Here is a 25,223-nt window from a genome sequence, read left to right as displayed (position 1 = left end):
AATGTGACGGTCCGCCAGGAGAACGGCTCCATTGAGGCGTGCGCGGGCCAAGATTGCAAGAGATGTTCTGCGGGTTGCGGCAAGGGTCGGCGAAAGTGGCCGAAGCCGATCGCCGACGACGCCGGCCGACTCTCCGGCAAGGTCGCGCCGGTGCGCCGATCTGTCCCGCGCCGTGCGGTTTCGCCGGTAGCCCGGCCCGGGTGTCCACTCGTCCGCGCATGATTTTCGTGCAGCTCGGAGGGCTGTTACCGGCCGTAACACTACGCCGTGAGCGCCTGCCGATGCCTCGTGGCCGTAGATCACTACCCTGTACCGGTGCTCACCTACGACGAGTTGACGGCCCCGGAACGTGAACTGTGGGACGCGTTTCCGGAGGGGCGGCGGGTGGATCTGCGGACGGGTGTCGCGGAGGAGGACCGGTTCGCCGGGGGCGGGGAGTGGGGGCCGGGGCGGACTGTGCGGGCGGCGGTGATCGTGGCGCTGCTGCTGGGCGCGAACACGGCGCGGCCGGGCGCGGTCGCGTGTCTGAGGCTCGCCGGGGCGCGCATCACCGGGCGCATCGATCTGTCCGGGGCGGAGATCACTCATCCGCTGTGGCTGGAGGGGTGCCGGCTGGACGAAGGGGTGGACCTCTTCGGAGCGTCGACCCGAACGGTCGCGATCATGAGCTGTCGGGTGCCCGGTGTCGAGGCCACGACGGCCCGTGTCGACGGGCTCCTCGACCTGCGGGGATCCCTCGTGGAACGCGGTGCCGTGTCACCGTTCCACGGCCACACCGTCCCTCTGTCTCTCATCAACACCCACGTGAGCGGGGCCGTGATCCTCAACGGGGCCGAGATCTCCTCATCGACCGGCTGGGCCGTGCGCGCCGGAGGCCTGGTCGTGGAGGGAGGCCTCTACTGCGGGCACGGATTCGTCGCCCGAGGAGAAGTCCGGCTGCTGGGCGCGCAGTTGTCGGGCGGACTCTTCATGCAGGGCGCGTTGCTGGACCGTCCCAGCCCTCGCGGGGTCGCCCTCGCCCTGGACAACTCCGTGATCCAGACACTCAACCTCTCCGGCGGATTCACCGCGAACGGCACCGTACGGCTGCGCGGCGCCCGGATCACGGACAACGTGACCTTCGAAGGCGCTGTCCTGAACGGAGCCCCCGACGGCGAGAATGCCGACGGCCCGGCCCTGGTCGCCATGCTCGCACAGGCCACCGACTTCGACTTCACCCTCGCCCGGCGGCCGTCCGGCACGGTCGACCTACGGGCCGCCCAGGTGTCGTACCTCCACGAGAACGAGCACAGCTGGCCGGAGCGGGTGGAGCTGGACGGCTTCGTCTACGGCTCCATCAAGACGGCGGAGGCGAACGGCGAGCGCCGCGAGGCCGTGGGCGACCGGGAGTCCGTGGCCCGCCGGGTGGCCTGGATACGCAGCAGCCCCGGCTACAGCCCCCAACCGTACGAACAGCTGGCGGCCTGGTACCGCAAGGCCGGTCACGACGACGACGCCCGCCGTGTGCTCCTCGCCCGGCAACGCCACCGGCGCCGCACGCTCTCCCCGGCCGCCCGCGTCTGGGGCCATCTCCTCGACGTCACCGTCGGCTACGGCTACCGCCCCTGGCTGGCCGGTGTCTGGCTCCTCGCCCTGACCCTGCTGGGCACGGCGGCCTTCGACGCCGGGTCCCCCACTCCCGTCAAGCGGGGCGAGGGCGCCCCCTTCCAGCCGTTCGTCTACACCCTCGACCTGCTCATCCCGATCGGCGGCCTGGGCCAGCGCACCGCCTGGTACTGGTCGGACGGCACCCTCCAGTGGCTGGCCTACGCCCTGATCGCCGTCGGCTGGATCCTGACGACGGCTGTCATCGCGGGGGTGACCCGCACCCTGCAGAAGAACTAGAAGAAGAACTAAAAGGAACTGGAAGAACCAGGCGAGCGCTTCCGATGCGGCTCGGGAGAGGGCCGTGCACCTGCCCGACACCTCACGTACCGCGGCGGCGAGGGCCCGCAGCGCCCCCGCCCTTGCGCTGCACGTCACCCGGCCTCAGCTCACCCCTCCGTCTGCCCTCCACTCACCCCCCCGCCGACAGTCCCGTCGTGCGCAGCCGGTCCACCGTCCGTGCCGAGGTGGCGCGGGGTGCCTGGGCCGCCAACGCCGACAGCAAGCCCTCCCAGGCGTCGGGGAGTCCCGCGTCCACGGCCGACCGGTAGGCGGCGCAGGCCTCGGCCGACCGTCCCTGTTCCAGATACAGGGCGCCGAGCGCGGCGTACGCCTCCGTGTCACCGGCCTCGCAGCCGCGGTCGTAGGCGCGTTCGGCGGCTGCGGTGTCGCCCAGTTCCTCACGCACGCGTCCCAGTGCCGTCCAGGCGTCGGAGGCGCCGAGGGCGCCGGCCCGCAGCACCGCCCGCCGGGATCCGTCCCGGTCCCCCGCCCGCTCCCGCATCCGGGACAGCGCCGCCCACGCTGCGGGGGAGCCCCGGTCCGCGGCCAGGTCGGCGGCGCGCTCCGCGCCCTCCGCGTCCCCGGCGCGTTCCCGGCCGCGCGCCAGCGTGATCCACGCCTCCACATCGCCGGCGCGCGCCGCCTCCGCGGCGGCATGTGCGGCGCCCGTGTCGTCGCCGCGTTCCTCGCGGGACTCGGCCAGGGCGGTCCAGGCCTCCGGGTCGCCGGTGCGCACCGCCTGCGCGGCGGCCTCCTCGGCGGCGACGCTGTCGCCGTCCGACTCGGCGAGCAGGGCCAGTTCGCGCCAAGCCGCGCCGACGCCGAGGGCCGCGGCCTCTCGATGGGCCGCGGCGGCACCCGGCAAGTCGCCGTCCGCATGGCGCAGTTGAGCGAGGAGGGACCAGCCTTCGGGGTTTCCGGCGTCCGCGCCCCCGGTGGCCGCGGCCACGGCTGACGCAGGGTCACCGAGCGACCGGTGCAGCCCCACCAGACGCGCCCAGGCCGCCGTGACGCCCGCGTCGGCCGCCCGTGTGGCGTGCTCCACCGCCTCGGGGAGGTCGCCCGCGCGTTCGGCGACCTGCGCGAGTCCGACGTGCCCCCACCCGTCACCGACGCCCACCGCCTGCTCGAACGCCTTGGCCGCCGCCGGGCCGTGGACCGCGCGCATCCGGCCGAGCGTCCGCCAGGCGAGCGGCTGCCCCGCCGCCGCGGCCAGGGCGGCGACGGCGTCCGCGGCGGCCGGGTCGCCCTCCTCCTCGCGGATCCGGGCCATCGCCGGCCAGGCCCACACATCGCCCGCCCGGGCCGCGTGCCGGTACGCGTCGTAGGCGGCGGTCCTGTCGCCGTCGCGCTCCCTCGACACGGCGAGGGCCGCCCAGGCGACGGGGTCCGTCGCGGCCGTCTCCTCGGCGGCGGCCCGGCCGTCGGTGGTCTCCCGCAGTACCGCCCAGGCGGCCCGGGCCCGGCTGTGGCCCTGCTGGACGGCCTTCTCGTACAGCGCGGCGGCACAGCCGTAGCGGCGCCGCTGTTCGGCGGCCCGCCCGAAGGCGTAGAGGTCGTCGGCGGTCCTGGCCCAGGAGGCGCCAGTCCAGAACTCGGCCGGTGGCGCCCGGTGCGCCCTGACCCGGCGGATGTGCTGCTCCAGGTAGTCGTCCGGGCGGTAGCTGTCGGGGTCGCCGACACCCGGCTCGTGCCGTTCCGCTATCAGCGGCGCCGGGCTGTGGCGACGTACGGCCGTCGTCAGCGCGCCGATGGCCGCCGGGAACCACTCCTTGCCCGCGGTCGCACGGGCGGTGGAGTCCATGAACCCGGCCGCGGCCTCCATCAGCAGCCGCGCCGGTACGGCGCTGGCGTGCCCGAGCCTGCGTGCCTCGACGGCCGCCGTCAGCACGGCGTGCTCGGGAGCGGTGAACCACTGGTCCGGGCCCATCTCCCAGCGGCGCACCAACTCCGGTCCCCCGGTGAGGTGTTGCAGCACGCGATGGCCGGGACCTGCCGCCCGTACGGCGGCGGCGAGGCGCGGATCACGGGCCGCCGCGGCGGCGAGGGCCGGGGTGTCACCGGACAGCGTGTCCGGCACCGCGATCATGGCGTGACGTCTCGTCAACAACGCCCGGATGTACGGCGATTCGTCCTCGCCGTCCCGTCGGCTCTCGGTCAGTCGCCTGAGATGCTCCGGCCACATCGTGCCGACCACCGCGAGCGGCGCCACCTGGTCCAGCAGCCGCCCCAACGCCCTGGCGGCCCGCTCGCCCGAGACCCCGTTCAGATAGCGCTGCGTCTCGTCGAGCCACAGCACGGTGCGGGCGCCGATGTCCGCCGCGATCAGCTCGTCCGCGTCCGCCGGGTGCACCACCGGCCAGTCGGGCAGAACGGCCGCCACCGCCTCATAGACGGCCCGGGTCTTGCCACTCGCGGAACGGCCCACCAACAGGACGAACACCGCGTCGTTCGTGGCCGCGGTACGGGCCAGCCGCTGCCGCAGGGTCTCGTCGTGCGGGCGGGGCAGGTACTCGGTCAACGGCAGGTCGAGGGTGCTGTCCGGGCCGGGGGCGGGGTGGACTCCGAGGCGTACGGGGTCCCATTGAGCGGCGGTGCGCCGACGCGCTTCACCGTCAGGCATGTGCCGTGGATACCTCCCGGCCGATGAACTCGACGGCGGGGTCCACCGTGTCGAAGAGGGGAAAAGCCTTGGTCAGCCCGGTGATCCGGAAGGCTTTCAGGATCCGCTCGGACGGCACGACCAGCACCATCGAGCCATCGCGGCCGCGGACCCTCTTCAGACCACCGACGAACACACCCAGCCCGGTCGAGTCGAGGCCCCCGAGATCCGTCAAGTCCACGACCAGGAAGTACCGTCCCTGGTTCACCAGGTCGACGAACAGGCTACGGAGGTACGGCGCGGTGTACACGTTCAGATCTCCGAACGGCTGCCCGGCCATGACCTTCACCAACGTGACGTCCTCGGAAAGATGTTCGTACGTGTGACCGCCCGATGCGACGGCGCGCTCCTCCCCTTCACGCCAATGGCTGGCCCACTCCTCACTCCCCCGTTCGTAGTTGGGCGAAGCGGCCCCCTTGAGCGCCCTCGACACGGTGTCGTGTGCTTGGACGATCCTGTACAAGCCGGCCTTGGACAAGAGTGCGTGCCAGCCATCGCTCGTGACGACCAGGGAGAGCCTCCCCCCTTTGAAATACACCCACTTCAGGTCCTCGACCAGCACGCCCGCTCCCGCGCTGTCGACGTCATCGATCGCGCTGAGGTCGACGACAAGAGACCGCCGCCCTTCCTCGACCCGCTTCAACAGCGCCGTGCGCAACTCCGATGCGGAACCGACGTCGAGCGCGTCGCCCTGGCAGGCGCTTTCCACCCGCACGACAGTGATGCCGTCGTGCCGGTCCTCGTACGACACGTTCAGCTGCACCAGGCCCCCCTCATCTCGGGCACCACGGATCTTATCCGCCCGCCACGGACTACACAGGCGTGAGCGCCGCGCGGGCCGCACTCAGGAACTCGGCCTGTGCCACGGACTGTTGGGTTCCGGAAGCGGCCGTGTCGAGTGAGTTCCGCAGCGCCTCCGCCGCCGCTGCCACGGGGTCCGGCCCTTCCAGACGTACGACGTTGAGCGCTTCCCCGACCGCGCCCATGGCGGTGTCGTACTCCCGTCGGCGCGGCGCCTCGTCCGTGGTACCGAGGGCGCTCTGCCAGGCGGTGAGCGCCTGTTGCGCGCTGTCGGTACGGCTCAGATACGTGACGTAGGCCGCGCGCCGCACCGCCCGCTGGTTCGCCAGCGTCTGTTCGGTGAGGGTGCGGCGGGCGACGTCCAGCTGGGCCGTGGCCTGGAGCTGTCCGGCGTCCCAGGCGGCGGCCGCCTGCTGCCGGCCGGCCTCCCAGGCGGCGGTCGCCTGGCGCTCGCCCGCCGCCCAGGCGGCCGCGGCCTGGCGTTTGGCGGAGGCGAGGGTGAACACCCCCGTGAGTGCTCCGCCGCCGATCGCGGCCCCGGCGGCGATCAGCGCCGTCACCACGGCGTCGTCCATCCCGGCCCCCTACTCGTCGTGTCAGGCGCCGAGCGCCGCGAGCACCACGGACCTGGCCTCCTCCTGGACCCGGCTGAGATGGTCCGGGCCGAGGAACGACTCCCCGTAGATCTTGTAGACGTCCTCGGTGCCCGAGGGGCGGGCCGCGAACCAGGCGTTGGCGGTGGCGACCTTGATGCCGCCGAGGGCGGCGCCGTTGCCGGGGGCCTCGGTGAGCACCGTGGTGACCGGCTCGCCGGCGAGGGTGTCGGCGGTGACCTGGCGCGGGGACAACTTGGCGAGCAGGGCCTTCTCCTCGCGGGAGGCCGGGGCGTCGACGCGCGCGTAGGCGGGGGCGCCGAAGCGGTCGGTGAGCTTGGCGTAGTGCTGCGACGGCGTGCTGCCCGTGACCGCCGTGATCTCGGAGGCGAGCAGGGCCAGGATGATGCCGTCCTTGTCGGTGGTCCACACCGAGCCGTCGCGGCGCAGGAAGGACGCGCCCGCCGACTCTTCGCCGCCAAAGCCGAGCGTGCCGTCGGAGAGGCCGTCCACGAACCACTTGAAGCCGACGGGGACTTCGACCAGCGGGCGGCCTACGTCCGCCGCGACCCGGTCGATCATGCTGGACGACACCAGGGTCTTGCCGATTCCGGCGCCCGCGGGCCACTGCTCGCGGTGGGAGAACAGGTACGAGATCGCCACGGCGAGGTAGTGGTTGGGGTTCATCAGGCCCCCGTCCGGTGTGACGATGCCGTGCCGGTCGGCGTCGGCGTCGTTGCCGGTGGCGATGTCGAACCGGTCGCGCCGCTCGATGAGCGAGGCCATGGCGTACGGCGAGGAGCAGTCCATACGGATCTTGCCGTCCCAGTCGAGCGTCATGAAGCGCCAGGTGGGGTCGGTGAGCGGGTTCACCACCGTGAGGTCGAGCCGGTGCTGTTCAGCGATCCGGCCCCAGTAGGCGACCGAGGCGCCGCCCAGCGGATCGGCGCCGATGCGCACTTCGGCGGACCGGATCGCCTCCAGGTCCAGCACGTTCGGCAGGTCGGCCGCATAGGCGCCGAGGAAGTCGTGGCGGCCGGTGCCGGGTGCGGCGAGGGCGCGGGTGTAGGGGATACGGCGTACGTCCTTCAGGCCGCCGGTGATGATCTCGTTGGCGCGGTCCTGGATCCAGGAGGTCGCCTCGGAACCGGCGGGGCCGCCGCTCGGCGGGTTGTACTTGAAGCCGCCGTCGGCGGGCGGGTTGTGCGAGGGGGTGACCACCACGCCGTCGGCGAGACCGGACGCGCGGTTCCGGTTGTGGGTGAGGATGGCATGCGAGACGGCCGGGGTGGGCGTGTAGCCGTCGGCCAGGTCGATGAGGACGGTCACGTCGTTGGCGGCGAACACCTCCAGTGCCGTGATCCGGGCGGGCTCGGACAGGGCGTGGGTGTCGGCGCCGAGGAAGAGGGGGCCGTCGGTGCCCTGGGCGGCGCGGTACTCGCAGATGGCCTGACTGGTGGCCGCGATGTGGTCCTCGTTGAACGCCGCCGCCACGGACGAACCGCGGTGCCCCGAGGTGCCGAACGCCACCCGCTGCCCCGGTTCGGCCGGATCGGGGTGCAGCGCGTAGTACGCGGTGACCAGGCGGGCCACATCGATGAGGTCCTCGGGCCCGGCGACCTGCCCCGCTCGCGCGTTCCGCATTTCCCCGCTCCTCCGCAAAGGTCGACGTTGGGTACGGCCCTCATTCTCCCCTGCCCGGCCCACCACGGCCGCGCCCATCGCGGAAGGGCATTCGGCGCTGACGGTGCGGCGATGGCGATCCCACCGGCAGCCGCGGCCCACCGTCACCCGCGGCCCGACGTCAGCTTCGCCCCGCCCTCGCCCTCAGCCCGCCGTCACCGTCGCCCGTACCGCCCCGTCCGGCCCCGCCAGCAGCACCGGCGTCTCCGGCCCGCCGAGGTCCCGTACGGCGGCCCGGTCCTCGTCGGAGACGGTGTCGGAGTCGGTGACCACGGCCGCCGCCTCCAGGGACTTGGCGCCGGAGGCCACGGCCATGGCGACGGCCGTGCGCAGCGCGCTGAGCCGCAGGGAGTCCAGGGCCACGGTCCCGGCGACATACGTACGGCCGGTCTCGTCACGTACGGCGGCCCCCTCGGGCACCCCGTTACGGGCCCGCGCGGAACGGGCCAGGGTGACGATCTTGCGGTCCTCGGGGTCGAGCGCGCTGCTGTCGGTCATGAGCCGAGCATACGGAGAGCGGGTCGGCCCGCCCTGCCACGGGGTGGGCTCACGGCCGGTCGAGGCGGAGCCGCTCCGCGCGCGGCAGGCCCGCCACGACCAGGTCGTACGAGTCCTCGATCAGCTCCCGGGCCAGCCGGTCCGGGAGGTCGCCGTCGAGGGTCACCGTGTTCCAGTGGCGTTTGTTCATGTGATAGCCGGGGGTGATCAGGCCGGGGTGTTCGCCGCGGAGCCGGATCGCGTCCTCGGGGTCGCACTTGAGGTTGACCTTCAGGGGCCGCTCGTCGATCCAGCTCAGGGCGAACATCTTGCCGAGGACCTTGAAGACGGAGATCTCGGGGCGGAAGGGGAAGTCCTCGACGGCCTCGTTGAAGGAGAGGCAGAAGGCGCGCAACTCCTGTGGGGTCATCGGGACTTCACTCCGGCTTCGCCTCCTCCTCCGGCGACCCGGCGGGGCCGACCGGCTCCACGAGCACCGTGATGATCTTGTTCCGACGGCCGGCCGCGGCCTCCGCCGTGAGGCGCAGTTCGCGCTCGTCGGGCAGGGCGACGACCGAGGAGGCGCCGGCGATGGGGACCCGGCCCAGGGCCTTGGCGAGGAGACCGCCCACGGTCTCCACGTCCTCGTCGTCGTAGGCGTCGAGCCCGTACAGCTCACCGAGGTCGGTGATGTCGAGGCGGGCGGTGACCCGGTAGCGGTCGTCGCCCAGGTCCTCCACCGGCGGCAGCTCCCGGTCGTACTCGTCGGTGATCTCGCCGACGATCTCCTCCAGGATGTCCTCGATGGTGACGATGCCGGCGGTGCCGCCGTACTCGTCGATGACGACGGCGACGTGGTTGCGCTCCTGCTGCATCTCGCGCAGCAGGTCACCGGCGTTCTTGGTGTCGGGGACGAAGACGGCGGGGCGCATGGCCGTGGACACCAGTTCGCTCTCGGCGTCCCGGCTGATGTGCGTCTTGCGGGCCAGGTCCTTCAGATAGACGATCCCGACGATGTCGTCCTCGTTCTCGCCGGTGACCGGCATCCGCGAGAAACCGGACCGCAGGGCGAGGGTGAGGGCCTGGCGGATGGTCTTGTACCGCTCGATGGCGACCAGGTCGGTGCGCGGGACCATCACCTCGCGGACGAGGGTGTCGCCCAGCTCGAACACCGAGTGCACCATACGGCGCTCCTCGGCCTCGATCAGGGACTCCTTCTCGGCGAGGTCGACCAGCGCGCGCAGCTCGGCCTCGGAGGCGAACGGGCCGCGCCGGAAGCCCTTGCCGGGCGTCAGCGCGTTACCGATCAGGATGAGCAGGTTCGGGATCGGGCCCATGATCCGGGCGAGCGGCAGCAGGACGTACGCCGCGGCCGTGGCCGTGTTCAGGGGGTGCTGGCGGCCGATGGTGCGGGGGGAGACACCGACGGCCACGTACGACACGAGGACCATCACCCCGATGGCGACGACCAGCGCCTCCCAGGTCGCGTCGAACTGCTGCAGACAGGCGTACGTGACGAGCGCGGCGGCGGCCATCTCGCAGGCCACGCGCACAAGGAGCGCGACGTTCAGATAGCGGGTCGGGTCGGCCGAGATCTGCGCGAGGCCCGCGCTGCCGCGCCGCCCGGACCGTACGGCCTCCTCGGCGCGGAAGCTGGAGACGCGCGCGAGGCCCGCCTCCGCGCAGGCGGCGAGCCAGGCGACGACGACCAGGGCGACGGCACCGCCGATGAGGGTCGCGCTCATGACACGGTCGGTGCCGGGGAGGGGCCGGTGAGGCCCTTCTCCGCGCGCCAGCCGTCCACGATGGCGGCCTGCAGGCCGAACATCTCGGCCTTCTCGTCGGGCTCCTCGTGGTCGTAGCCGAGGAGGTGCAGCACTCCGTGGACGGTGAGGAGCTGGAGTTCCTCGTCCATGGAGTGCTGCGTGTCGGCTTCCTTGCCCTGCTTCTCGGCGACCTCGGGGCAGAGCACGATGTCGCCGAGCAGACCCTGCGGCGGCTCGTCGTCGTCCTTCGACGGCGGACGCAGCTCGTCCATCGGGAACGACATGACATCGGTCGGACCGGGGAGGTCCATCCACTGGATGTGCAGCTGCTCCATGGCGTCGGCGTCCACCACGATCACCGACAGCTCGGAGAGGGGGTGGATACGCATCCGCGTCAGTGCGTAGCGGGCGATGTCGAGGATCGCCTGCTCGTCGACCTCGGTTCCGGACTCGTTGTTGACGTCGATCGACATGGTGCGGTGCTTGCTACTTCCCCTTGGGCCCGGCCTTGCCCCGGCCGCCCTTGTGCGAGCCGTTCTCCGTGCCGTGCGTGGTGTCGTACTTCTCGTACGCGTCGACGATACGGCCGACGAGCTTGTGCCGTACGACATCCTGCGACGACAGCCGGGAGAAGTGCACGTCGTCCAGGCCCTCCAGGATGTCCTGGACCTGGCGCAGACCGGACTTCGTGCCGTTCGGCAGGTCGACCTGGGTCACATCGCCCGTGATCACGATCTTCGATTCGAAGCCGAGGCGGGTGAGGAACATCTTCATCTGCTCGGGCGAGGTGTTCTGGGCCTCGTCGAGGATGATGAAGGCGTCGTTGAGCGTACGGCCGCGCATGTACGCCAGGGGCGCGACCTCGATGGTCCCGGCGGCCATCAGCCTGGGGATCGAGTCGGGGTCGAGCATGTCGTGCAGCGCGTCGTACAGCGGACGCAGATAGGGGTCGATCTTCTCGTAGAGGGTGCCGGGCAGGAAGCCCAGGCGCTCTCCGGCCTCGACGGCGGGGCGGGTCAGGATGATGCGGTTGACCTGCTTGGACTGGAGGGCCTGGACGGCCTTGGCCATGGCCAGGTAGGTCTTGCCGGTGCCGGCCGGGCCGATGCCGAAGACGATGGTGTGCTTGTCGATGGCGTCGACGTACCGCTTCTGGTTGAGCGTCTTGGGGCGGATCGTGCGGCCACGCGAGGACAGGATGTTCTGTGTCAGCACCTCGGCCGGGGTCTCCTGGCCGTCGCTCTTCCCGTTCTCGCTCGCCCTCAGCATCGCGATCGAGCGTTCCACCGCATCCTCCGTCATCGGCTGTCCGGTGCGGAGCACCAGCATCATCTCGTCGAACAGGCGCTGGACGAGAGCGACTTCGGGGGCGTCGCCGACCGCGCTGATCTCATTGCCCCGGACATGGATGTCGACCGCCGGGAAGGCCTTCTCGATCACGCGCAGGAGGGAGTCGCCGGAACCCAGCACGGTGACCATGGGGTGCGCCGCGGGGACGGTGAACTGTGCTCTCGCCTTGCCCTGCGCGGGGGTGTGAGCTGTGGGTGTCTGAGTCATGGGCCGGCTCTGGGGCCGCACGTCCTCCTTGAAGCGAGTCGCAGGCGGTGGCCTGCGCTTGTGATTCAAGAGTACGACGGGGGACTGACAGTGCCGTAGGGCTTTTACCGGGGGAGCTCGGGGCCGGCTGTCGGTCAGCGGGCTGCGGGTCGTTCATGGCTGGTCGCGCCCACGCGGCGGAGCCGCATGTCGACACAGCCCCGCGCCCCTGAGAAGCCGGGGCCGCGCCCCGTGCTTTTCATCGCCGGCCGGGCCGTACGGCGCGTACGCGTGTCCGTGCCGAGCGTGAGCGGGGCGGGGCCGGGACCTATTGACGCCCGCTGTTCGCGTACCTAACCTCCATCTCCATATGTAGACGAATGAAGATAGAAACAGAAGATGCAGATGGTCCCCGACCGTAGGAGCCGACCCGTGACCGCGACCCGCGACCTGACCATCACCGAGGTCCGGCTGACCCCGATCCTGGTCGCCGACCCGCCGCTGCTGAACACGCAGGGTGTGCACCAGCCGTACACCCCGCGGCTCATCGTGGAGGTGGTGACCGGCGACGGGATCACGGGGGTCGGTGAGACGTACGGCGACACCAAGTACCTGGAGCTGGCCCGGCCGTTCGCGGAGAAGCTGGTGGGGCGTCAGGTCAGCGATCTGAACGGCCTGTCCGTCCTCGCCGACGAGGTGGCGGTCGACGGGTCGCGGGTCTCCGGGCAGGTGGACGTGGGCGGGCTGCGCGGCGTGCAGACCGCCGACAAGCTGCGGCTGTCGGTGGTGTCGGGGTTCGAGGTCGCCTGTCTAGACGCCCTCGGCAAGGCGCTGGGGCTGCCCGTGCACGCGCTGCTCGGCGGCAAGGTGCGGGACACCGTGGAGTACAGCGCGTACCTCTTCTACAAGTGGGCGGACCATCCCGAGGGCGTCGCGAGCGAGAAGGACGACTGGGGTGCGGCTCTTGATCCGGCCGGGGTCGTGGCGCAGGCCCGGAAGTTCAAGGAGCGGTACGGGTTCACGTCGTTCAAGCTCAAGGGGGGTGTCTTCCCGCCGGAGGAGGAGGTCGCCGCGGTCCGTGCGCTGGCCGAGGCGTTCCCCGGGCATCCGCTGCGGCTCGACCCCAACGGGGCCTGGTCCGTGGGGACTTCACTGAAGGTCGCGGACGAGTTGGCCGACGTGCTCGAGTATCTGGAGGACCCGGCGCTCGGGACGCCCGCGATGGCCGAGGTCGCGGCGGGGACGTCCGTGCCGCTCGCCACCAACATGTGTGTGACGACCTTCGCGGAGATCGAGGAGGCGTTCCGGAAGGGGGCCGTGCAGGTCGTCCTGTCCGACCACCACTACTGGGGCGGGCTGCGCAACACGCGTGAACTGGCCGCGATCTGCCGGACCTTCGGGGTCGGGGTGTCCATGCACTCCAACACCCACCTGGGGATCAGCCTCGCCGCGATGACCCATGTGGCGTCCACGGTGCCCGGTCTGCACCACGCCTGCGACTCCCACTACCCCTGGCAGTCGGAGGACGTCCTCACCTCCCGGCTCACGTTCGAGAACGGGGCGGTACGGGTGTCCGACGCGCCGGGGCTCGGCGTCGAACTCGACCGGGTCCGGCTGGAGTCCCTGCATCAGCGGTGGCTGTCCGACGACGGGTCCCTGCGGGAACGTGACGACGCGGCGGCGATGCGGGTGGCTCAGCCGGACTGGACGACACCGGCCGTACCGCGCTGGTGACCCCGGTTCTCCGTCCGCGGCCCGGTGGGGCTTCTCGCGCAGTTCCCCGCGCCCCTAAGAGCTTCAGGCCCCTGCTGGCCTGAAAAGCAGGGGGCGCAGCCCCCGCTTTTCAGGGGCGCGGGGAACTGCGTGAGCAACCCCCACGCACCCGCGCCCGCCAGAATCCCTCAGGGACCGAGCTGGAGGGCGAGGCACGGGGCCGAAGACCTGGCAACAGCACGCCCCGCCCCCCTCAGCGGAGCGTTTGGTGCAGACTGGCTAAATCCGCACCACGCCAGGGAGCACATCGTGACCGCGTTCAAGGGAGAGCGTCCGCACCGGCCCCAGGTCGACCCGCTGAGGGCCCTGCGCGCACCGGACGACCCGCCCTGGGACGTGTATCTGACAGGCACCGTCTTCCTCGACATCATCTTCACCGGCCTCGACTCCGCCCCGGTGCGCGGGACCGAGTCCTGGGCACGCGGGATGGGATCGAGCCCCGGCGGTGTGGCGAACATGGCGACGGCCCTGGCCCGCCTCGGCCTGAAGACCTCCCTCGCGGCGGCCTTCGGCGACGACCACTACGGCGAGTACTGCTGGGACGCCCTGGAGCAGGGCGAGGGCATCGACCTCTCCACCTCCCGCACGGTCCTCGGCTGGCACTCCCCGGTCACGGTCTCCATGGCGTACGAGGGCGAGCGCACGATGGTCTCGCACGGCCACGCGGCGCCCCCGGAGCAGTCCGAGCCGGAGTGCCCGCCCCCCGCACGCGCCGCCGTCGCCTCCCTCACGCCCGGCGTACGCGCCCCCTGGATCGCCCGGGCCGCGAGCGAGGGCACCCGGATCTTCGCCGACGTCGGCTGGGACGAGACCGGCGCCTGGGATCTGGCGGGGCTCGCCGATCTCGCCCACTGCGAGGCGTTCCTGCCGAACGCGCAGGAGGCGATGCGGTACACCGGCACCGAGTGCCCGCGGGCCGCCGCCCGTGCCCTGACCGACCATGTCCCGGTGGCCGTGGTGACGCTGGGCGCGGACGGCGCGTACGCCGTGGACGGGCGGACCGGTGAGACGGCGGAGGTGCCGGCCATCGCCGTGGAGGCCATGGACCCCACGGGCGCGGGCGATGTGTTCGTGGCCGGATTCGTCACCGGCACGCTGGCGGACTGGCCGCTGGAGGACCGGCTGGCCTTCGCGGGGCTGACCGCGGCGCTGTCCGTGCAGGAGTTCGGGGGGTCGCTGTCCGCGCCCGGGTGGGCCGAGATCGCCGCGTGGTGGCGGCGGGTGCGGTCGCTGGACCGCCAGGACCCCGCCGCGCTGCGCCGGTACGCCTTCCTGGAGGACCTCCTCCCCAAGGACCACGTCAGCCCGTGGCCGCTGCGGCGGGCGGTCCCGACGATCGGGTTCCGCCGCTCCGCCTGACGGCCGCCCGGCGCCTCATAGCTCGGGGCTGCGGGCAGTAGGGCGAGTGCGGGTGCGTGGGGGCTGATCGCGCAGTTCCCCGCGCCCCTGAAAAGCCGGGGCTGCGCCCCGCCCTTTTCAGGCCCGCAGGGGCCTGAATCTTTAGGGGCGCGGGGAACTGCGCGAGAAGCCCCACCCACCCGCACCCGAAAACGCCCCACCCAGCACCCCCAAAGCCCTCTCCGCTACCCAGCAATCCCCACCCCAAACGCGACGTGATACAAATTCTCCGCGCGTCCCTGTCCGTCGACAGCCAGCCGCCCAACCCCCCTCATTGAGCCGCACCTTCGCACGTCCAGGAACGCCCGTGTCCCCCCGCACCACCACCCCGCCCTGGCCCCTCGTCGCCCTTTTCACGGCCGGGTATCTCGCCGCGTACCTCCTGCCCACCACGGTCGGCAGACTCGACGCGTCCCTCCCCCTCACCACCACCGAGGCCGGCGCCGTCGGCAGCGCCCTGCTGCTGGGCTCGGCCACGGCCGGCTTCACGCTCGCCGCGCACGTGGAACGCCTCGGCCCCCGCCGCCTCGCCCGCACCGGCCTGCTGCTCGCCGCCGCCGGCTACGGCACCGCCGCGCTCACCACCGCCCTCCCCGCCGTGGTCGTGGGCGCGGTCCTCGGCGGCTTCGGCTCCGGTACGGCCACCGCCGTGGCCGCGACCGGGATCGCCGGGCGGCGCGACCCGCACCGGGTGTCGACGCAGGGCCTGCTGAGCGTCTCGGCGCTGGCCGGCGCGCTGTATCTGACGATCCCCCAGCTGGGCCCCGGCCACGGCCTCCCGCTGGCCGCCCTCGCCCTCACGGCCCTGCTCACCCTCCCGGCGACCACCCGGCTCGCAGCCCCGGTGGCCACCGCCCAGGTCACCCGGGAACGGGGCCCGCTGCCCCACCTCCGGCACGGCCTCACCCTCGCCGTCACGCTCCTGCTGTGGTCCCTGGCGCAGAACTCCCTCTGGGGTGTCAGCGGCCGGATCGGCACCACCCAGGCCGGGCTCTCGGAGGTCACCGTCGGCGCGGTCTTCGCGACGGCGCTCGGCGCGGGCCTGCTCGGGGTCATCGGGGCGAGTGCGCTGGGCGCGCGGTTCGGCCGCGCGCTCCCCATCGGCGCCGGCACGGCGCTCATCGCCGGCTGTATCGCGCTCACCGCCACCGCGACCGACCTGACGACCTTCGCGACGGGCGAGATCGCCTGGAACACGCTCTACCCGGTCGTCCTGTCGTATCTCATCGGTCTCGCCGCCTCCCTCGACCCGCGTGGCCGCTGGGCGGTCCTCATCGGCTCCGCGTCCTCGCTCGGCACGGCCGCCGGCCCCCTCGTCGGCAGTCTGCTCTCCGCCCACGCCGGCTACCCGGTGATGGGCGCGATCCTGGCCGTGGGCCTCCTCCTCATCGCGACCCCCATGACCTGGGTGGCCCTGCGCACGGCCGCCCCCACCACGGAACACGCCCGCTACCAGGAGCAGACGACCGCCGAGCGGCCCGAATACCGCCCGGCGGCCTGAGGCCCCGTCACCTGGTCACCCGGTCACGCGGTCGCGCGGTCACCCGGTCGATCAGCCGAAGTCGTACGCGTCCACCTCGGCGAGATACCGGGCCCGCCGCTCCTCGTCGTGCTCCAGGAAGGACGCGGTGAAGGAGTTGCGGGCCAGATCGCGCAGCCGGTCCTCGGTCAGGCCGAGCGTGCGCCGTACGGCGTCGAAGTTGTCGCCGGCGTACCCGCCGAAGTAGGCCGGGTCGTCGGAGTTGACCGTGCAGAGCAGGCCCGCGTCGAGCATCGCGGGCAGCGGGTGGTCGGCGAGGGTGTCGACGGTCCGCAGCCGGACGTTCGACAGCGGGCAGAGCGTCAGCGGGATCCGGTCCCGCACCAGCCGCTCGACGAGGGCCGGGTCCTCCATGCAGCGCAGCCCGTGATCGACGCGCTCGACGCCGAGGATGTCGAGGGCCTCGGTGATGTACTCCGGCGGCCCCTCCTCCCCCGCGTGCGCCACGCGCCGCAGGCCGAGCGCGGCGGCGGCCTCGTACACCTCACGGAACTTGACCGGCGGATGCCCGACCTCGGCGGAGTCCAGCCCGATCCCGACGATCCGGTCGAGATACGGCTTCGCGGCCTCCAGGGTGTCGAGGGCGGACGCGGCGGACTGGTCGCGCAGGAAGCACATGATCAGCTGAGTCGAGACCCCATGCGTCTCCTCACTCCTCCCCAGCGCCCGCCACAGCCCCTCCACGACCGTCCCCATCCCCACGCCCCGCGCGATGTGGGCCTGCGGGTCGAAGAAGATCTCCGCGTGCCGTACGCCCTGGGCGGCGGCGCGGGCGAGATAGGCGTCGGCGAGGTCCGCGAAGTCCTGCTCGGTGCGGAGCACGGCCATCAGCTCGTAGTACAGGTTCAGAAAGGACTGCAGATCCTCGAACTCGTACGCCTTGCGGAGCGCATCCGTGTCCGCGTACGGCAACGCGACCCCGTTCCGGGCGGCCAGCGCGAACGCCAGCTCCGGCTCCAGGGTGCCTTCGATGTGCAGGTGCAGTTCAGCTTTGGGGAGGGACATCAAAGCATCGTACGGCCGCGCTGTTGCCGTTTCGAAAACGCTCGCTCTGGCACCTGCCACCTGCGGCCTGCTGCCTACCGCCGTTTCGGCAGCGCCACCCGCATCAGGTCGTGCGCCACGGTCAGCTCCCCCTCGAACCCGGCGGCCCGCGCCTGCCGTTCGAACTCCGCGGGCTCGGAGTAGCGCTGGCTGAAGTGGGTGAGCACCAGATGCCGTACGCCGCGGTCGCGGGCGACCGAGGCAGCCTGACCGGCCGTCAAGTGTCCATGATCGACGGCGAGTTGGATGTCCTCGTCCAGGAACGTGGACTCGATGACGAGCATGTCGGCGGCCTCGGCGAGGGCATGGACGCCGTCGCACAGCCGGGTGTCCATGATGAACGCGAACCGCTGTCCGCGCCGCACCTCGCTCACGTCGTCGAGGGAGACGTTCCCGATCGCGCCTTCCCTCTGCAGCCGCCCGATGTCCGGCCCCTTGATCCCGTGCTCGGCGAGCCGCTCGGGCAGCATGCGGCGCCCGTCGGGCTCGACGAGCCGGTAGCCGTACGACTCGACGGGGTGCGAGAGCCTGCGCGCGTCGAGCGTGTAGCCGGGGGTGGTGGCCAGCACCCCGCCCTCCCCCTCGACCGGCGCCTCGATCAGCGGGACCGTCTCCCGGTACGCGGTGGCGTACCGCAGCCGGTCGAAGAACCGCTGCCCGGAGCGCGGGTAATGCGCCGTGACGTCGTGCGGGACCCGGTCGAGATTGATCCGCTGGATGACACCGGCCAGCCCCAGCGAGTGATCCCCGTGGAAGTGGGTGACACATATGCGGTTCAGGTCGTGCGCGGCGACCCCGGCGCGCAGCATCTGACGCTGGGTGCCCTCACCGGGGTCGAAGAGCAGCCCCTCCGCGTCCCAGCGGAGGAGGTAGCCGTTGTGGTTGCGGTGCCGGGTCGGGACCTGGCTGGCGGTGCCGAGGACCACCAGTTCACGTACGGACACGGCTCGTCACCCGGGGGGCCATTGCAGGCCACGGCCGCCGACGACGTGGGCGTGCGCGTGGAACACGGTCTGGCCGGCGCCGGCACCGGTGTTGAAGACGATGCGGTAGCTCTCCAGCTTGTCCTCGTCGGCCACGGCCTGGGTCTCGCGCAGGACGTCCGCGGCGAGCGCCGGGGCGGCGGTGGCGAGGGTCGCGGCGTCCGGGTAGTGCGCCTTCGGAATGACCAGGACGTGGGTCGGTGCCTGTGGGTTGATGTCCCTGAACGCGACGGTCGTCTCCGTCTCCCGCACGATCGTCGCGGGCACATGACCCGCCGCGATCTTGCAGAACAGACAGTCGTCCTGCGGCTCCCCAGCCATATGTCGCCTCCCAGCCACCGGTGATCGCTACCCGGGCATGCTATCGCCAGGGCGCGTCGTCGGGTGCGGGTCCGGTGGGGGCTGGTCGCGCAGTTCCCCGCGCCCCTGAAGATTCAGGCCCCTGCGGGCCTGAAAGCACGGGGCGCAGCAGCCCCGGCTTCTCAGGGGCGCGGGGAACTGCGCGACCAGCCCCCACTCAGCCGCAGACGAACGAGCCACCCCTCACTACGACTCCGGCAGCGAAGGCGCCGTCTTCGCCGGTGTCGACTCCAGCCCCTCCAACGCGATCCGGATCGCCTCGTCCAACTGCGGATCACGCCCCGCCGCGTAGTCCTGCGGCGCCTGCACGACCTCCACATCGGGATCGACCCCGTGGTTCTCGACCCCCCACCCGTACCCCTCCAACCAGAAGGCGTACTTCGGCTGGGTCACGAGCGTCCCGTCGACCAGCCGGTACCGGCTGTCGATCCCCACGACACCGCCCCACGTCCGCGTCCCCACCACCGGCCCGATCCCGAGCGCCTTGACCGCCGCGTTGACGATGTCCCCGTCGGACCCGGAGAACTCGTTGGCGACGGCGACGACGGGCCCCCGGGGCGCGTCGTCGGGATAGCTGGTCGGCCGCATCCCGCGCGGCAGGTCCCACCCGACGATCCGCCGCGCCAGCTTCTCCACGACGAGCTGGGAGGTGTGCCCGCCCCGGTTCTCCCGGACGTCCACGACCAGTCCCTCCCGCGCGACCTCGATCCGCAGATCACGGTGGAGCTGGGCCCAGCCGGAGCCGACCATGTCGGGCACGTGCAGGTACCCGAGCCGGCCACCGGACTTCTCGTGGACGTAGGCCCGCCGGTCCGCGACCCACGCGTGGTACCGCAACGGCTCCTCGTCGGAGATGGGCACCACGACGGGATGCCGGAGATCCCCGCCGCCGGACGGCTGCACGGTCAGCTCGACCGCCTTGCCTGCCGTCCCGACGAGCAGCGGCCCGGGTCCGACCACCGGATCGACCGGCTGCCCGCCCACGGCGACGATCGTGTCCCCGGCCCGCACGGCCACCCCGGGCGCGGCGAGCGGCGCGTGCGCGTCGGGGTCGGAGGTCTCCGACGGCAGCACCCGGTCGATGCGCCAGGTCCCGTCCTCGTGGCGGGAGACGTCCGCCCCGAGCAGCCCCTGCCGCCGGTCGCCTGAGCCGCCCCGGCCGCGCGGGGTGACGTACGCGTGCGAGGTCCCCAACTCGCCCTGGACCTCCCAGAGGAGGTCGACGAGGTCGTCGTGGGTGGCGACCCGTTCCAGGACCGGGCGGTAGCGGGCCAGGACGCCGTCCCAGTCCACGCCGCCCAGGTCGGGGCGCCAGAAGTTGTCCCGCATCAGCCGGCCGGTCTCGTCGAACATCTGGCGCCATTCGGCGGCCGGGTCGACGGTCCGTCGTACGCGCGAGAGGTCGACCGTGATGTTGCTGTCGCTCTCGTCGTCGTTCGAGGCGCGCCGGTCGCTGGGGACGACCTTGAGCTTGCCGTCGGTCCACAGCAGGACCCGCTTGCCGTCGCCGCTGACGGAGAAGTGGTCGGCGTCGGAGGCGAGGTACTCCAGGCGCCGCTGGGCGAGGTCGTACCGCTCCAGCGAGGACTTCGGGTCCGGGTCGTCGGGAGTGGCCCGGGAGTGGCCGAGGACGCCGGTGACGGGGTGGCGCAGCCACAGCACCCCGTCCTTGGCGGCGCGGAGCGTGGAGTAGCGGGCGGCCTCGACCGGGAAGGGGACGATCCGGTCGGCGAGCCCTTCGAGGTCGATCCGGGTCGCGGGGGCGCCCTCGCTGTCCGGGGTCTCGTCCTTGTCGGGTGCGTCGAACGGGCGGCCGTGGCGCTGGGGCCCGAAGGGGGACGGGGTGGTCGCGGCGAGCGTGATGAGGTGCGGGCGGGCGCCGCTGACGAAGTGCAGGTCGAAGACGTGTTCGTCGTAGACCGGGTCGAAGGCGCGCGCGGAGAGGAAGGCGAGGTGCTTGCCGTCGAGGGTGAACGTCGGCGAGAAGTCCTGGAAGCGCAGTGGGGTCGCCTCGGTGACGGACAGGTCGGCCGTGTTGGCGAGCTTGAGCTGACGCAGCGGGCGCGGGCCGGGGTGCGACCAGGCGAGCCAGGCGGAGTCGGGCGAGAAGACCAGCCCGGACACCTCGCCGTCCTCGCTGCGGTCGACCTCCCGGACCTCTCCGGTCTCCCGTTCGACGAGGAGGACCCGGCCGTCGTGCGCGGCGACGGCGACCCGGCTGCAGTCGGGCGCCACGGCGAGACCGAGGACACGGCCCAGCTGTCCGGCGGCGAGGCGGCGCGGGGTGGCGCCCGGTCCGACGCCGGTCGACGGGGCGAACTCCAGCGCGTCGTCGCCCTCCGCGTCCGTCACCCACACCACCCACTCCTCGCCGTCCACCCGGAAGGTGCGCGGCATCCGGGCCCGTACGCCCTGTTCGGCGGCGAGGGCGCGGGCGGGGCCGGAGCGGTGGGTGATCCAGTGGACGGAGCCGCGCACGGAGATCGCGCTGCCCCGGGCCGTGTGGTCGGGCGAGGCGGCGCCGAACCAGCGGGAGGCGCTCGCCGGGAACGGCTGGAGGTCGACGCGCTGCCCGCCCAGCCGGATGTCGAGCCTGCGCGGCTCGGCCCCGTCCAGGTCGTCCAGCAGCCACAGCTCACCGGCGGACGCGTACACGACGCGGGTGCCGTCGGTGGCCGCGTGCCGGGCGTAGAAACCTCCCCCGCTCTCGGCTTCGCTCGAGCGGGAGGTGCCCCCACCGGGGGTGTGGCGGCGGAGGTCGGAGCCGTCGGCGAGGGAGGAGTACAGGGCCCCGACGCCCTCGTGGTCGGACAGGAACGCGACCCGGTCGCCGACCCACAGCGGGTACTCGATGTTTCCGTCCAGGTCGGCGTGCAGCCGCGTGAATTCACCGGCGCCCTCGCCGTTCTCACCCGCGCGGTCGATCCACAGCTTGCCCGCCGTGCCGCCCCGGTAGCGCTTCCACCAGGCGGCCTCGCGGCCCATCGGCGCGGACAGCAGCACGGTGGCGGGGCCGTGGGCGACATCGCCGACCGGCCCGTACGGGAGGGTGGTGGCCGGGCCGCCGTCGAGCGGGACGGCGCGCGCCCAGCTGCGCCGGAGGCTGGCCTGACCGTGGGTGCTGAGCGCGAGGACCTGGCCGTCGGGTGTCCAGCCGCGCACCTGGGTGCGCCAACTCCCCCAGTACGTCAGGCGCTTGGCCGAACCGCCGTCGAGGGGCGCGACATGCACCTCGGGCGCGCCGTCCCGCGTGGAGGTCCACGCGACGGTGGTGCCGTCCGGGGAGATCCGCGGATGGTTCACGGGCACGTTGTCCGCGCTGACCCGCCAGGCACGGCCGCCGTCCAGAGGCGCGACCCACACGTCGTCCTCGGCGGTGAAGGCGACCAGGTCGCCGTGCAGGTGCGGATACCGGAAATACGCGAGCTGAGTCACCCGGTCACTGTAAGCAGCGTTCGCTCTGATGGGGAGGGGTTTGGATCATGTCCCTCGCGCCGGGCGCCACTTGCCCCGGGCCGGGCCTCACTTGCCCTCGGGCACGCACGCCGGGTCCTTCTGGCACCAGATGGTCTGCGTGACGGTGACCGTCACCTCGGGCCCCGGCCGACCAGGATCGGGCTGTCCGGCGCCCGGGGTCTGGTCGGGGGCGTCGCAGTTGCCCAGCCCCTCGACGTGGAACCACTCCTTGCCGTCGACCTTCGCGGTCAGATCACCGCGTACGCACCTGCCGTTGACCTCTTTGGTCACCTTCCCGGTGACGGTGATGTCCCGGCCTTCCTTGTCCTCACCGGTGCAGTCGACCTTCGCGACGGTATTGACGGACGCGGAAGGCGACGCGGACTTCTTGTCACCGGCCTGCTTGTCGCCGGCCTGCTTGTCACCCTCGCCGTCGCCGTCGTACGACGCCGTGCAGTTGAGCCACTGGACGTCGAGGCCCTCCCGCTCCAGCTCTTTGGTGGCCAGCTGGTCCGTGGTGAACGCGACCGCGCCGGTGTTGAGCCCGCCGCCCTCACAGGCCACCAGGCTCACGACGGCGCCGACCCCGAGCCCGACTCCCAGCAGGAGCCGACGCCCACCTGTCCGGTACGCCCTGATACGCCTCCATGCGCCCATGCACGGCAGCCTGCCACCGCCCGCCGCGCCACGGAAGACCGCATGCGGCCATGCTGCCGGGAGAAGCGGGCGAGGGCGGAGACGTCAGCCGCTCAGCAGCAGCCATTCCTGCAGCTCCACCAAGTTCCCCTCGGGGTCCTTGAGATGGGCCGCGCGCATCCGGTCGGTCATACGTGCGGGCCCGTGGAGGAGCGTGGCGCCGCGTTCCACGATCCGTCGGCAGTGGTCGTCCAGGTCGTCGACCCGGAGCACGACCAGTGACCGGTGCCCGTTCGCCGCGTCGGCCAGCTCGCCGAGCACCTCGGCCATCATCGCCCGGTCCTGCAGCGCGATCCCCGCGGCCCCGACCGCCGGACTGAACTTCTCGTACGGCCCCTCGACCGCCCCGGACTGCGGTTTCAGCCCGAGCACATCGGCGTAGAAGTGGTAGCAGGCGGCGAAGTCGGAGACGAGCAGCCTTACTTGGGCGAGTTCCACGATGCTCCCAGGGGGTCGGGGAGGCGGGCCGTGACCGGGGCGGTCAGGACCAGCGTCCGGTTCGGCCCAGCAGCAGCGCCCCGGCCGCCGTCCCGGCGGTCGACGTACGCAGCACACTGGGCCCGAGTCGATACGCCCCCGCGCCCGCCTCGCCGAAGAGCGCCAGCTCCTCCGGCGACACACCCCCCTCGGGCCCCACGACGAGCACGATCTCCCCGGTCGCCGGCAGTTCGGCCGTGGCCAGGGTCTCGTCGCCGCTCTCGTGCAGGACGGCGGCGAAGTCGGCCTTCGCCAGCAGCGCCGCGACCTGCTTGCCGGTGGCCACGTCCGCGATCTCGGGGAACCGCACCCGGCGGGACTGCTTGCCCGCCTCCCGCGCGGTGGACCGCCACTTGGCGAGGGCCTTCAGCCCCCGGTCGCCCTTCCACTGGGTGATGCAGCGGGAGGCGGCCCAGGGCACGATCACATCGACCCCGACCTCGGTCATGGTCTCCACGGCCACTTCGCCCCGGTCGCCCTTGGGCAGCGCCTGGACGACGGTGATCCGGGGCTCGGCGGGGGCCTCCTCGTGCACGGTCTCCAGGTCCATGACCACGAGCCGGTCCTTGCCCTCGGCGGCCTTGACGATCCCCTCCGCCCAGCGTCCGCGTCCGTCCGTGAGGACGACGTCCTCACCGGCCCGCAGCCGCTTCACGGAGACGGCGTGCCGCCCTTCGGGCCCGTCGAGGACCAACTCGCCGCCGCAGCCGTCCGGCAGGTCCAGCGAGTCCACCACGAACACGGGTGCGGTCATCGCCCCTCGCTCCCTGCCTGGCCGCCGCCCTGACCGCCCTGACCGCTGCCGACCTGGGCGGAGGCCTGCGCGGCCTGCGCCGCGGCGATCTCGGCGGCCAGCGCCTCGACCAGCTCCCCGGCCGACAGCCCCCGGGCCATGCGGTGCCCCTGCCCGGCCCACAGCGCCATGCCCTGCGCGTCCTGGGCCTTGGCGGCGGCCTTGCGCAGCGGTGAGGTGAGGTGGTGGACCTCGGGGTAGGCGACGGGCGCGTACGGGCCGTGTTCGCGCATGAAGCGGTTGAGCAGGCCTCGGGCCGGGCGCCCGGAGAAGGCGCGGGTCAGTTCCGTACGGACGAAGAGGGGGTCGGTCAGCGCCCGCTTGTGCACGGCGTGCGCGCCGGACTCGGCGGTGGCGAGGAACGCCGTGCCGAGCTGGGCGGCGCTGACGCCCGCCGTGAGGAGGGCGGCGATCTGGCCGCCGCGCATGATGCCGCCGGCCGCGACCATCGGCAGTGCCACGGCCTCGCGGACCTGGGCGACGAGCGACAGCAGGCCGATGCCGGCGCAGTCCCGCTCGGGGTCGTCCCGGTGGGTGCCCTGGTGGCCGCCCGCCTCGACGCCCTGCACGATCACGGCGTGGGCCCCGGACCGCTCGACGGCCTGGGCCTCCTCCGCCGAGGTCGCGGTGACCAGGGTGAGCGTGCCCTTGCGGGCGAGGGCGTCGACGACCTCGGGGGTCGGGCAGCCGAAGTGGAACGACACCACCGGCACGGGGTTGTCGAGCAGCACCGCGAGCTTGGCCTCGTAGCCGTCGTCGCGTCCGCTGTCCGGGTCGCCCAGCTCGGCGTCGTACCAGGTGGCCTCACCGGCGAGCTGCTCCGCGTACACCTCCACGGCGGCGGGCTCGGCATACTCGGGCTGCGGCATGAACAGGTTCACGCCGAAGGGGCGGGAGGTCAGGCCCCTGAGCGCCTTGATCTCCTGGTACATCCCGTCGGCGGTCTTGTACCCGGCGGCGAGAAACCCCAGCCCACCCGCCTCGGACACGGCGGCGGCCAACCGCGGCACGGACACACCGCCCGCCATCGGGGCCTGCACGATCGGGAGCGGGACGAGATCGGTCAGCGCGGAGGACATGACGGCATGTTGCCATGCGGTCCGGGCTTCGCCGAATCGGGGACGGACGGTTGCTCGTCGGGTGCGGGTGCGTCGGGGTTGCTCGCGCAGTTCCCCGCGCCCCTGAAGATTCAGGCCCCTGCGGGCCTGAGAAGCACAGGGCGCAGCCCGTGCTTCTCAGGGGCGCGGGGAACTGCGCGA

The 25,223-nt window shown here is 72.4% G+C and carries 21 protein-coding genes and 1 pseudogene; 4 read left to right on the top strand and 18 right to left on the bottom strand.

Annotated elements, in window-relative coordinates; genetic code table 11:
- The first annotated feature begins 315 nt into the window (after positions 1–315).
- A complete protein-coding gene (locus ABT147_RS07970) occupies positions 316–1,884 on the top strand; it encodes an oxidoreductase (protein ID WP_351403365.1) in 1,569 nt (522 codons plus the stop codon).
- 172 nt (positions 1,885–2,056) lie between these two features.
- On the opposite strand, the gene ABT147_RS07965 is transcribed toward ABT147_RS07970, so the two are convergent.
- The 10 genes and pseudogenes from ABT147_RS07965 to ABT147_RS07920 all read right to left on the bottom strand — a co-directional run bounded on the left by ABT147_RS07965 (position 2,057) and on the right by ABT147_RS07920 (position 11,465).
- Positions 2,057–4,549, bottom strand: coding sequence for a tetratricopeptide repeat protein (locus tag ABT147_RS07965; RefSeq protein ID WP_351403363.1), 2,493 nt, complete (start codon positions 4,547–4,549; stop codon positions 2,057–2,059).
- A complete protein-coding gene (locus ABT147_RS07960) occupies positions 4,542–4,868 on the bottom strand; it encodes an STAS domain-containing protein (RefSeq protein ID WP_351403608.1) in 327 nt (108 codons plus the stop codon). Before ABT147_RS07960 ends, ABT147_RS07965 begins: the two co-directional genes overlap by 8 nt.
- A gap of 153 nt (positions 4,869–5,021) precedes the next feature.
- Positions 5,022–5,339 (bottom strand): annotated as a pseudogene (locus tag ABT147_RS07955) (STAS domain-containing protein); the annotation flags it as partial.
- 61 nt (positions 5,340–5,400) lie between these two features.
- Positions 5,401–5,964, bottom strand: a complete 564-nt coding sequence (locus tag ABT147_RS07950) for a hypothetical protein (RefSeq protein ID WP_351403362.1) — start codon at positions 5,962–5,964, stop codon at positions 5,401–5,403.
- A 21-nt stretch (positions 5,965–5,985) separates the two neighbouring features.
- Positions 5,986–7,626, bottom strand: coding sequence for a phosphoglucomutase (alpha-D-glucose-1,6-bisphosphate-dependent) (gene pgm, locus ABT147_RS07945; RefSeq protein ID WP_351403361.1), 1,641 nt, complete (start codon positions 7,624–7,626; stop codon positions 5,986–5,988).
- A 183-nt stretch (positions 7,627–7,809) separates the two neighbouring features.
- A complete protein-coding gene (locus ABT147_RS07940; protein ID WP_351403360.1) occupies positions 7,810–8,163 on the bottom strand; it encodes a cytidine deaminase-like protein in 354 nt (117 codons plus the stop codon).
- Between the two features lie 49 nt (positions 8,164–8,212).
- Positions 8,213–8,572, bottom strand: a complete 360-nt coding sequence (locus ABT147_RS07935) for an MmcQ/YjbR family DNA-binding protein (RefSeq protein ID WP_351403359.1) — start codon at positions 8,570–8,572, stop codon at positions 8,213–8,215.
- Between the two features lie 7 nt (positions 8,573–8,579).
- Positions 8,580–9,887, bottom strand: coding sequence for a hemolysin family protein (locus tag ABT147_RS07930; protein ID WP_351403358.1), 1,308 nt, complete (start codon positions 9,885–9,887; stop codon positions 8,580–8,582).
- Complete coding sequence (gene ybeY / locus ABT147_RS07925) at positions 9,884–10,381, bottom strand: rRNA maturation RNase YbeY (protein WP_184894224.1); 498 nt, start codon at positions 10,379–10,381, stop codon at positions 9,884–9,886. Before ybeY ends, ABT147_RS07930 begins: the two co-directional genes overlap by 4 nt.
- Before the next feature lie 13 nt (positions 10,382–10,394).
- Positions 10,395–11,465 carry a PhoH family protein gene (locus ABT147_RS07920; protein ID WP_351403356.1) on the bottom strand — a complete coding sequence of 357 codons (1,071 nt, stop codon included), beginning with the start codon at positions 11,463–11,465 and terminating at the stop codon, positions 10,395–10,397.
- A 384-nt stretch (positions 11,466–11,849) separates the two neighbouring features.
- Here ABT147_RS07920 and ABT147_RS07915 point away from each other — a divergent pair, with 384 nt between their 5' ends.
- From ABT147_RS07915 to ABT147_RS07905, 3 genes are all read left to right on the top strand, one after another.
- Positions 11,850–13,178 carry a glucarate dehydratase family protein gene (locus ABT147_RS07915; RefSeq protein WP_351403607.1) on the top strand — a complete coding sequence of 443 codons (1,329 nt, stop codon included), beginning with the start codon at positions 11,850–11,852 and terminating at the stop codon, positions 13,176–13,178.
- Positions 13,179–13,466: 288 nt separating this feature from the next.
- A complete protein-coding gene (locus tag ABT147_RS07910; protein ID WP_351403355.1) occupies positions 13,467–14,576 on the top strand; it encodes a carbohydrate kinase family protein in 1,110 nt (369 codons plus the stop codon).
- A gap of 346 nt (positions 14,577–14,922) precedes the next feature.
- The gene (locus tag ABT147_RS07905) at positions 14,923–16,116 is read left to right on the top strand and encodes an MFS transporter (protein ID WP_351403354.1); all 1,194 of its coding nucleotides are present in this window, start codon (positions 14,923–14,925) and stop codon (positions 16,114–16,116) included.
- A gap of 51 nt (positions 16,117–16,167) precedes the next feature.
- On the opposite strand, the gene ABT147_RS07900 is transcribed toward ABT147_RS07905, so the two are convergent.
- From ABT147_RS07900 to ABT147_RS07865, 8 genes are all read right to left on the bottom strand, one after another.
- Positions 16,168–17,160, bottom strand: a complete 993-nt coding sequence (locus ABT147_RS07900) for an adenosine deaminase (RefSeq protein ID WP_351403352.1) — start codon at positions 17,158–17,160, stop codon at positions 16,168–16,170.
- Positions 17,161–17,234: 74 nt separating this feature from the next.
- Entirely contained in the window at positions 17,235–18,143 is a 909-nt protein-coding gene (locus tag ABT147_RS07895; protein WP_351403351.1) for a ribonuclease Z, read from the bottom strand.
- Positions 18,144–18,149: 6 nt separating this feature from the next.
- Positions 18,150–18,503, bottom strand: a complete 354-nt coding sequence (locus ABT147_RS07890; RefSeq protein WP_351403350.1) for an HIT domain-containing protein — start codon at positions 18,501–18,503, stop codon at positions 18,150–18,152.
- Between the two features lie 225 nt (positions 18,504–18,728).
- Entirely contained in the window at positions 18,729–21,977 is a 3,249-nt protein-coding gene (locus ABT147_RS07885) for a S41 family peptidase (RefSeq protein ID WP_351403349.1), read from the bottom strand.
- A gap of 87 nt (positions 21,978–22,064) precedes the next feature.
- Positions 22,065–22,655 (bottom strand): hypothetical protein, encoded by a 591-nt coding sequence (locus tag ABT147_RS07880; RefSeq protein WP_351403348.1) that lies wholly within the window; start codon positions 22,653–22,655, stop codon positions 22,065–22,067.
- 84 nt (positions 22,656–22,739) lie between these two features.
- Entirely contained in the window at positions 22,740–23,132 is a 393-nt protein-coding gene (locus tag ABT147_RS07875; protein ID WP_351403346.1) for a VOC family protein, read from the bottom strand.
- A 43-nt stretch (positions 23,133–23,175) separates the two neighbouring features.
- Positions 23,176–23,925: a 16S rRNA (uracil(1498)-N(3))-methyltransferase gene (locus ABT147_RS07870; protein WP_351403345.1), complete on the bottom strand. Its 750-nt coding sequence runs from the start codon at positions 23,923–23,925 to the stop codon at positions 23,176–23,178.
- On the bottom strand, positions 23,922–25,043 hold the full coding sequence (locus ABT147_RS07865) for a nitronate monooxygenase (RefSeq protein ID WP_351403344.1): 1,122 nt from the start codon (positions 25,041–25,043) through the stop codon (positions 23,922–23,924). The genes ABT147_RS07870 and ABT147_RS07865 overlap by 4 nt, the downstream gene beginning before the upstream one ends.
- Positions 25,044–25,223: the final 180 nt, after the last annotated feature.

This window comes from Streptomyces sp. NPDC001868, assembly GCF_040297125.1.
Taxonomy (GTDB): domain Bacteria; phylum Actinomycetota; class Actinomycetes; order Streptomycetales; family Streptomycetaceae; genus Streptomyces.
This window is presented reverse-complemented; position numbering and strand designations above follow the sequence as displayed.